The 6,562-nt window shown below is 47.1% G+C and carries 7 protein-coding genes; 5 read left to right on the top strand and 2 right to left on the bottom strand.

Features of this window, described 5'->3' with window-relative positions; genetic code table 11:
* Together ACH6EH_RS09495 and ACH6EH_RS09490 are read left to right on the top strand one after the other, a co-directional pair.
* A partial coding sequence (locus ACH6EH_RS09495) for an IS256 family transposase (protein ID WP_397332123.1) occupies positions 1 to 940 on the top strand: 940 nt, incomplete at its 5' end.
* Between the two features lie 182 nt (positions 941 to 1,122).
* Positions 1,123 to 1,305 carry a hypothetical protein gene (locus tag ACH6EH_RS09490; protein WP_397332122.1) on the top strand — a complete coding sequence of 61 codons (183 nt, stop codon included), beginning with the start codon at positions 1,123 to 1,125 and terminating at the stop codon, positions 1,303 to 1,305.
* 37 nt (positions 1,306 to 1,342) lie between these two features.
* Here ACH6EH_RS09490 and ACH6EH_RS09485 read toward each other — a convergent pair whose 3' ends face one another.
* Positions 1,343 to 1,693: a nucleotide excision repair endonuclease gene (locus tag ACH6EH_RS09485; protein WP_397332141.1), complete on the bottom strand. Its 351-nt coding sequence runs from the start codon at positions 1,691 to 1,693 to the stop codon at positions 1,343 to 1,345.
* A gap of 273 nt (positions 1,694 to 1,966) precedes the next feature.
* Between ACH6EH_RS09485 and ACH6EH_RS09480 the strand changes: the two genes are divergently transcribed.
* Entirely contained in the window at positions 1,967 to 3,715 is a 1,749-nt protein-coding gene (locus ACH6EH_RS09480) for an ABC-F family ATP-binding cassette domain-containing protein (protein WP_397332121.1), read from the top strand.
* A 105-nt stretch (positions 3,716 to 3,820) separates the two neighbouring features.
* Here the strand turns inward: ACH6EH_RS09480 and ACH6EH_RS09475 are convergent, their stop codons facing one another.
* Positions 3,821 to 4,222 (bottom strand): DinB family protein, encoded by a 402-nt coding sequence (locus tag ACH6EH_RS09475; RefSeq protein ID WP_397332120.1) that lies wholly within the window; start codon positions 4,220 to 4,222, stop codon positions 3,821 to 3,823.
* Between the two features lie 201 nt (positions 4,223 to 4,423).
* Here ACH6EH_RS09475 and ACH6EH_RS09470 point away from each other — a divergent pair, with 201 nt between their 5' ends.
* Positions 4,424 to 5,158: a class I SAM-dependent methyltransferase gene (locus tag ACH6EH_RS09470; RefSeq protein ID WP_397332119.1), complete on the top strand. Its 735-nt coding sequence runs from the start codon at positions 4,424 to 4,426 to the stop codon at positions 5,156 to 5,158.
* A gap of 179 nt (positions 5,159 to 5,337) precedes the next feature.
* On the top strand, positions 5,338 to 6,519 hold the full coding sequence (locus tag ACH6EH_RS09465; RefSeq protein ID WP_397332118.1) for a stalk domain-containing protein: 1,182 nt from the start codon (positions 5,338 to 5,340) through the stop codon (positions 6,517 to 6,519).
* The last annotated feature ends 43 nt before the right edge of the window (positions 6,520 to 6,562 follow it).

Here is a 6,562-nt window from a genome sequence, read left to right as displayed (position 1 = left end):
AGTGGTCAAGAAACATCAGTCCAATGTGACAGGCATTGAGGACCAAATTATCGCCCTCTATGCTAAAGGCATCAGCACTCGTGAGATTCAGGACCATCTGCAGCAGCTGTACGGCCTCGATGTCTCTCCGACCTTCATCTCTAACGTGACCAACAAGATTATCCCTCTCGTGAAAGAGTGGCAGAATCGGCCTTTGCAGGGCGTGTACGCTGTGGTATTTCTGGATGCTATTCATTTCAAGGTGAAACAGGATGGGGCTATTGTCAACAAGGCTGCTTACATGGTCATTGGCATTGATTTGGATGGAAACAAAGACGTCCTTGGCATGTGGATTGGTGAGAATGAGTCTGCAAAGTTCTGGCTCAGTGTGCTCAATGAATTGAAAAATCGCGGCGTTCAGGACATTCTCATTACTTGTGTAGATAACCTTACGGGCTTCTCACAAGCAATTTCAGCATGCTATCCCAGTACGGAAATCCAAAAATGTATCATCCACCAGATCCGCAACTCCACCCGTTATGTATCCTACAAAGATCTCAAGAAGGTGACCTCGGATTTAAAGCCCATCTACAAGGCCACAACAGAGGAGATGGCTCTGCTCGAATTGGATCGGTTTGAGGAGATTTGGGGCGCCAAATATCCACTCATTGTCCGTTCCTGGCGCAACAATTGGGAAGAACTTGCCACGTTCTTTAAGTACCCGCCTGAGCTTCGCAAGCTTATTTATACGACCAATATGATTGAGAGCTACCACCGCCAACTCCGTAAAGTGACGAAAGGGAAAAGCATCTTCCCTACGGATGAATCTCTTCTCAAAATGCTCTATCTGGTGACGGTCGATGTGACCCGCAAGTGGACAGGTCGTGTCCAAAACTGGGGCCAGATCCTGCTTCAACTATCCGTGTTTTATCCTGAACGGATTGGCCAGCACTTGCCTTAAAGAGCCACCTTCTCTTAACAGGGGGTACTCTTGATTTAGAGTTTACACAAACATATTGACAGACCCGAATACGACCTCACTTCGACTTAGAACGTCTAAAGAAAAGCAACTTTTTTGGGCACAAGTTGTTGCGAAGCTCTGCTCCATTCTGTCTATACTTATATTTGAAAGGAAGGGTTGAGATGGAGTGGCTGGAGCGGATGAATCGGGCAATAGACTATATTGAAACAAACCTGACTGCGGAGATTGAGCTGAAGGAAGCCGCCCACATGCTTAGCATAATCTTGGATCAAAAATCGAGCCCACTTCCCTCTAACCTTAAGCCACCCTATACAAAAAAAAAGCAACGTGCCTGCCCTATTTAGGACCAGCACATTGCTCCTGCGCATCAATATGGATACATCAGATTAATTTGTCCTCATTGTACTTAGCACCAAGCTTGTTCGCCACATAGGTTTCATAAATCTCCCGCTCAACGGGGTCATCTACGATATACACTTCGATCTTCACGACTTCATTTCGGTGATTCTTGATGGGCGAGACGGTATCCTCAAAATGCTTCTTAATCCGCTGCCGCAGCTTCCGGGCCTTTCCGACAAAGAGCAGCTCATCCTGGTCGTTATAGAACATGAAGATGCCGCCTTTTTCCCTGGTGATGAGGTGGAAGTCCGTAAATCCGTAAATATGGCTCAACTCCGGATATTCTTGCTTGTAGATCGTTACTTCTGGGGTTGGAATCGTAATCGTTATCAGCTTTATCACGTCCTCTTTCCGTATAGAATGTTATCGTACCACAATCCCCCTCATTCGTCTCTCACAGAATAGTCTGCGCTAGGTCTTGGAAAAATAAGCGGCACCCATGTAGTCATACATGGAATCAGCATGCATAACCCTTCTCAAACCCGCAGTCCCAAGCATTGAATTTAGCAGCAAACAGTGTTAATCTGAGGTGCGGCAGACCCCCACAGTGGAGAGGCTGCAGCACTTCTAATCAACTCCATTTCAGCTACCAGGAAAGGTAAGACCATGATTAAAGTTGAACATTTATCCTTCTCGTTCCCGCAAAAGGAACTGTATACCGACATTTCGTTCACGCTCGAGGAAGGGCAGCATTGCGCCTTTATCGGAACCAGCGGCAGCGGTAAAAGCACCCTGATCGAAATTCTGATGGACCCGGACAAGCATGTGTTTGACGGCAAGCTGGAGATCGATCCCAGCTGTCGAATCGGGTACGTTAGTCAGTTCTCGCAGGTGGACCCGGCAACGGACATGACCGTTTTTGAATATATGAGTGAAGCATTTACAAGGCTCCAGGAGCAGCTTAACGCAATTTATGCTGAAATGGCGACCACTCATGATATGGATTCCCTGATGGAGAGATACCAGCTCACGCTGGACGCGCTTGAATCCATGGGCGGGGACGATGCGGAGAGCCGGATTCATAAGAAGCTGAATCTAGCCAATCTGGCGAAGCTCAAAGACGTTAGCGTAACCTCGTTAAGCGGCGGAGAGTTCAAGCTGATCCAGGTCATGAAGGAGATGCTCACGAACCCGGACCTGATGATTATGGACGAGCCTGATGTGTTCTTGGACTTCGAAAATTTGAATGCGCTCAAAAAATTAATCAACTCCCACAAAGGCATGCTGCTCGTCGTTACGCATAACCGCTATCTTTTAAACCATTGCTTCAACAAAATCATTCACCTGGAGAATACAGAAATTCAAGAGTTCGACGGAAGCTATATCGAATACCATTTCTCGCTGCTTCAGACCAAAATCGAGCTGCAGGAGATCGCCGCCGCTGAAGCCGAAGAGATCGAGCGATATGATCACATCATTGACAACCTCAGAGCGATCGCGACTTACAATTCAGAAGCATCCCGAGGCCGGGCGTTAAAGGCCAGAGTGAGGTTCCAGGAGAGGCTGGAAGCGCGCAGGATCAAAGCGCCATTCGTCGAGATCAAGCAGCGTGATATCCACTTCGGGCTGGAGCATGAAATGGAAGACGATGTACTCGTAAAAGTAGATCACTATAGCTTGGCCTTTGACGAGTTGCTGCTGGATAACGTACACTTCGAGATCAAATCCACGGATAAGGTCGCGATCATCGGTCCGAACGGGACCGGGAAGACGACTTTGCTGCGGGATATTTTCCGGAACCAGCATCCGTCGATTCAAGTCCATGAGGATGCCAAAGTGGCGTACTTATCTCAGCTTCAAGGCGAAACACTGGAAGATGCCAACACGATCCTGCATGAATTCATCGACGCCGGATTCAACACGTATGACGAGGTCAGAGCGTATTTAGCGAGCTACGGCTTCGAGGGAGAGATTCTTGAGCAAAAGATCGAATCGCTGTCCGGCGGAGAAAAAAATATACTCCAGTTGGCCAAGGTCGCGGCCAGTCAAGCCAATCTGCTGCTGCTTGATGAACCCACAAGCCATCTGGACATCTACACACAGATCGCGCTCGAAAAGGCCATCCTTAACTATAAAGGTGCGATTCTGATGGTCTCGCATGATTTCTATTCCGTCGTCAACGGGATGGACTATGTGCTGATCGTGGAGCATCAGACTATCCGAAAAATGAGTATGCGAAAATTCAGACAGATGATTTACGCGAGTCATTTTAATAAAGACTACCTAGAGACGGAGCAGAAGAAAAAGTCTGTCGAAATGCAAATCGAATCGGCCTTGAAAGAGATGGATTTTGAGCTAGCCAAGGGATTGGTCGACGAGCTGGAGGGATGGATCAAGCGGCTGTCTGCGCTCTAATCGCTCTCGCTCTAGTGTGCGCCACAAGCTTGGAACATTCCGGCAAGAATCATCGAATATTGGACAAGAGGAGCTCCGCTATAAGCGAAGCTCCTCTTGTTAAACTTACTCGAACAACGGAACGTTTGGCTCGAGCTTAAGGTTATGAACGATCATGGAATGCAGCTGCCCCCGGTGATGAAACAGGTGAGCCTGAGTATCCAGCAGCCATTCGTAGCGCGAATGAACCACTCCAAAGTACGAAGTTCTTTCCTGAAGCAGCTCTTCTTCGCTTAACTTGGCTATGCCTTCTTTTAGATAAGCATAATTGTGAAGCAAGGCCTCAGTGATGGCTTTCCGATTGACTTCGGGCTCAGCTTCTTCGTAGAATTGATCCATCTCCTCCTCTGAAGCTCCTGCACCGATCAGGAAATCAGCTTTACATATTACCGACATATGCGAGAGTAACTCACCCATCGACCATTTTCCTTCCGTCGGCCTAAAGTTCAGGTCTTCTTCGCTGAGCATTCGATCAATTTGACGATAGAGTGTATTGCCAAATCCATCTCTTTCAAAACACCCATACAATAAACGTTCATCTCGTGTGCTCCTTTGGTAACCTTGTAGTCCGTTTTTATTTCAAGCCTAACCTACGGTAATATTATGTAATAAAATCCGATAAATAAATAGATGGTCATTGCTATTTGAAGATAGGAGGCTTCGGTTACTGTGAAACAGAATAAATATGATGATTCAGAATTTTTCGAAAAATATAGTCAGCTGCCTCGCTCGCTTGGCGGGTTAGATGCTGCTGGAGAATGGAGCACCTTTCGCGGATTGCTTCCGGAACTGCGTGATCAAAGAGTACTTGATCTTGGCTGCGGCTTTGGCTGGCATTGTCGCTATGTGCGCGAACGTCAGGCCAGGTCCGTCATTGGTGTGGAGATCTCGGAGAACATGTTAGAGCGCGCTAAAGCAATGACCGTCGATCCTCAGATTGAGTATCGGCATCTCGCCATTGAAGACATTGATTTTGCGGAAGAGGAATTCGACGTAGTCATCAGTTCTTTAGCGCTTCATTATGTGGAGTGCTTCGACACGATCTGCCGTAAAGTGTATCACTGCCTTGCACCTGGAGGGACTTTCGTTTTCTCGGTGGAACACCCGATCTTTACCGCGTTAGCTGCCCAAGACTGGTGCTACAGCCCGGATGGTGAGAAAGTTCATTGGCCTGTCGATAACTACCACAAGGAAGGATTACGGCAGTCCAGTTTCTTGGAAAAGAATGTAGTCAAATACCATCGTAGTGTTGCCACCCAAGTCAATACATTAATAGATTCCGGTTTTAGACTGAAAAGGCTTTCCGAGATTCAACCGAGCCAAGAGATGCTGGATAACAATCCTGCCTGGCAAGAAGAATTCCGCCGCCCCATGTTCTTATTAATTTCAGCAGTGAAGAGCTAGGATAGAAACTGACGCTTTTAGCACTATTACTGGCTCCAACGTTTCCTGGACATCATCACACAGTAATTAAGAGAAACAAGCCGCACCGATGTTGAAACTATTGTTCATCCTTCCATATAGTGCTACACTACCATATAGTGGTACATTAGTACCTAATACTTGGTAAAGTGAGGAAGTACATGAAGAAGCTATTGCTGTTACTACTGTCGGTTTCATTTTTATTCGTTTCGATGCCTGCATCTGCAGACAGCCCGATTCGAGTGAAGGTGAACGGTGCCCTGCAATCCTATGACCAGCCGCCGGAGATGATTAATGGAAGTGTCCTGGTTCCCTTGAGAGGGATATTTGAGTCCCTTGGCGCAAGCTTGAGTGTAACCGGTAAAAATATTAAAGCCGTTCATAAGGACACCGTCGTCCATCTGACCATCGGCTCCGCTGCGGCCACGATCAATGGTGCAGGGGTCAAGCTGGCGCAAAAAGCAGTCGTGATGAACGGTCGAACCCTCGTCCCGATCCGCTTCGTCAGCGAAGCGCTCGGTGCAGAGGTGAAGTGGAGCAGTGCCGACCGCATGGTATTTGTATCCAGACGCGGAGCTGCGCCGGCAACCCCGGAGCCTGCACCACCGGCCGCTGTTCCGATCGAAGACATGAGCAAAATTGATCCATTGAATGAGAAGCTGTACAAAGGCCAAGCCCTGGTTACGCTGTCGTATGATGACGGTTATCGAAACTGGTATAATAATGCATTACCATTACATTCAAAATATAACTTCCCGGGAACTTTTAACATCATAGGTAACAAAATTTATTCCGGAGAAGAAGGATTTATGAATAGCTCCCATGTTTGGGTATCGCATGATTTGGGAATTGAGATTGCATCACATACACAAACTCATCCATTCTTAACAACCCAAACTGAATCAGAAATTCGTGAAGAGTTCAAAACCAGCAAATTTATATTAGAAGATTTAGTTGGTGAGGTTTCAACCATAGCCATTCCGTACTCCGCATATAATGATGACATAAGAGAAATTGCGTTGGACTATTTTGATGGTGTACGCGTCTTTAGCAGAGAAACGAATACAGAAAACAACTACGATCCGCACTGGCTGAAATCCTTTGCTGTTGTGAATACGACAGAGTTCTCCACGATTCAGGGCTGGATCGATCGGGCGATTGAAGAGAAATCCTGGGTCATTATTATGCTGCACGGTATTACAGAAGAGCGTTTAGGGGAATATGAGACGACTCCGCAAATTCTGGGGCAAGTGATGCAGTATATTAACGATCAAGGAAAAGACAAGATCATGCCGGTAAGCACCCGGGATGGCGTGGAATTGATGAACAAGGAACTCAAGTAACAAGGAGATCAAGTAACACGGAGCTTATGCAGCATCGGCCATG

Source organism: Paenibacillus sp. JSM ZJ436 (assembly GCF_044383795.1).
In the GTDB taxonomy this organism is placed as follows: Bacteria; Bacillota; Bacilli; order Paenibacillales; family Paenibacillaceae; genus Paenibacillus_AQ; species Paenibacillus_AQ algicola.
The sequence above is the reverse complement of the archived record's forward strand: the minus strand, read 5'-3'. Positions and strand labels throughout refer to the sequence as shown.

What these genes read in the sequence shown, in the direction of transcription:
- ACH6EH_RS09480 (WP_397332121.1), top strand. Translation starts at nt 1,967, where the DNA reads ATGATTAAAGTTGAACATTTATCCTTCTCGTTCCCGCAAAAGGAACTG.
- ACH6EH_RS09490 (WP_397332122.1), top strand. Translation starts at nt 1,123, where the DNA reads ATGGAGTGGCTGGAGCGGATGAATCGGGCAATAGACTATATTGAAACA.
- ACH6EH_RS09465 (WP_397332118.1), top strand. Translation starts at nt 5,338, where the DNA reads ATGAAGAAGCTATTGCTGTTACTACTGTCGGTTTCATTTTTATTCGTT.
- ACH6EH_RS09475 (WP_397332120.1), bottom strand. Translation starts at nt 4,222, where the DNA reads ATGCTCAGCGAAGAAGACCTGAACTTTAGGCCGACGGAAGGAAAATGG.